The sequence below is a fragment of the Andreprevotia sp. IGB-42 genome (genome assembly GCF_009848685.1).
GTDB lineage: Bacteria > Pseudomonadota > Gammaproteobacteria > Burkholderiales > Chitinibacteraceae > Andreprevotia.
In genome coordinates, this window is record NZ_WXTX01000040.1 from 1 (window position 1) to 1,767 (window position 1,767).

1 protein-coding gene is annotated in these 1,767 nt (G+C 58.2%); it reads left to right on the top strand.

Annotation, left to right across the window (positions count from 1 at the left end):
- Nucleotides 1-7 precede the first annotated feature (7 nt).
- The gene (locus IGB42_RS21765; RefSeq protein WP_159675648.1) at nucleotides 8-1,765 is read left to right on the top strand and encodes a hypothetical protein; all 1,758 of its coding nucleotides are present in this window, start codon (nucleotides 8-10) and stop codon (nucleotides 1,763-1,765) included.
- The last annotated feature ends 2 nt before the right edge of the window (nucleotides 1,766-1,767 follow it).

Consider the following 1,767-nt stretch of genomic DNA (forward strand, 5'->3'; position numbering starts at 1 on the left):
AGGCGCATTGGCCACCATCGCTGCAACCAGCAGCTTTGCGGGTCAAATCCAGTCGTCGTCCGTGTCGATCGCTCGTGAAGTCATCACGACCGACACACAAGATGTTACTTCGCCGACGATTTCCTATCGTTTTGCCGGTGACGTCGATGCACGTCTGCAAGACCAAACTTTCCAGATTCAGTTCACCCTGGCTGGCAATGCAACTTGGGCGTCGGCAGGTCTGGCACCGAGCATCACCGTAACTGACGGCGTGAGTGCTACGCCGGTCGTTCAAGGTGCCGCTGCAGGTCAGTTCCAAGTGACTACGCTGGCTCTGAGCGCAGACAAGAAAACCGTATTTGCAACGCTGACTGTCCACACCGGCGCCGCTGCGCTGATCAAGCAGCCGATCATTGCAATTGCCAGCTCGGGCACTTCGACTGACAATCAGGCTGTAGAAAACCTGAAGCAAGTTGTCGGCACCATCGAAGAGTGCGACACCACCGTCAAGACCCAAGCCGTTTCGTTCAAGCACTATGTTGCTCTGACCAATCCGACGGCACTGGCTACTGACGCAACTGCAACACCGGACGAACACAACCGTTCCGCTGCCACCAACACTGCAACCCTGATCACCTTCCCGACCAACATCCTGGTCAAGGTCACCAAGGCCAGCGGTAACGCCAAGCTGGACATCGCCGGCGGCAACCTGGCTTTCGCCGGTACCGTGACAGCCAACCCGGATGCAAGCGCACAGTACTCGTCCTACATCAGCGCAACCCAAGCCAACCTGGGTTATGTGTCGCTGGTGCAAAATGCAAACGGCTACGACTCCAACCTGCTGGATCAATACCTGCTGGCTGATGCCACCCTGCCAGGTCTGTCGGGTATTGCTACTGCAGTACAAGGTACAGGCGATGCACTCGGCGCTGCCGGTGCCCTGGAAGTCAAGCAAGTTGATGTGAAGGTTTCCGCTTCGCAAGGTTTCGTGGTTGGTGGCTCGGTATTCCTGAGCACCACCTTCGGTTGCGCAGCAGCAATCGCCGGCACCAACACACCGATCGTTGCCGGCAACGCAGCGGGTCCGCTCACGCTGAGCATTCCGGCAGCAGGTGTTAATGCAGCCTTCGGCGCTACCGGCCTGAACCCGGTTCATGTTTGCTACACCGCTCCTGGTGGCGTGATCATTCCGGGCAGCTCGTTCAACGTTGATGCAGCGACTCTGGTCAAGGCTGATCCGGGCGTAGACAAGAACGAACAGAACAACTACTGCAAGGGCCCGCTGTACCCGCTGTCCGGCTCGCTGAAGATTGATGTTCGCAACTACGCATCGAACGCCCGTACTGACGGCTGGCTGTCGGTGCTGCGCCTGATCAACAACAGCGAAGTGCGCACCATCGACGTGTACGGTCAGTACATCCTGGCTACCGGTCTGTACGGCAAGTGGGGCAAGCTGGCTACCCTGAAGCCGCGTGCTGTGCTGAACGTGACTCCGGATGTTGTTGCAAGCAAGCTGACCAGCGCACCGGCTCATGCTACAGCGGCCAACAACGATGCAAGTGGTGATCCGGCAACGACTGGTGATGCTCCGCGTCTGCGTATCACTTCGGAGAACGGCGATACCCTGCGCGTACAGAACTACCTGTACAACCCGGCTTCGCAGAACTTCATCGAAGCGTCCAGCAGCCAAGGTGTTGATTTCACTGGCACTACTTCGCGCGCTCCGGGCAGCGAAGGTCAGTACCAGGATCAAGACGCTCAAGTTGGCCTGAACGGCGGCAACTAAGC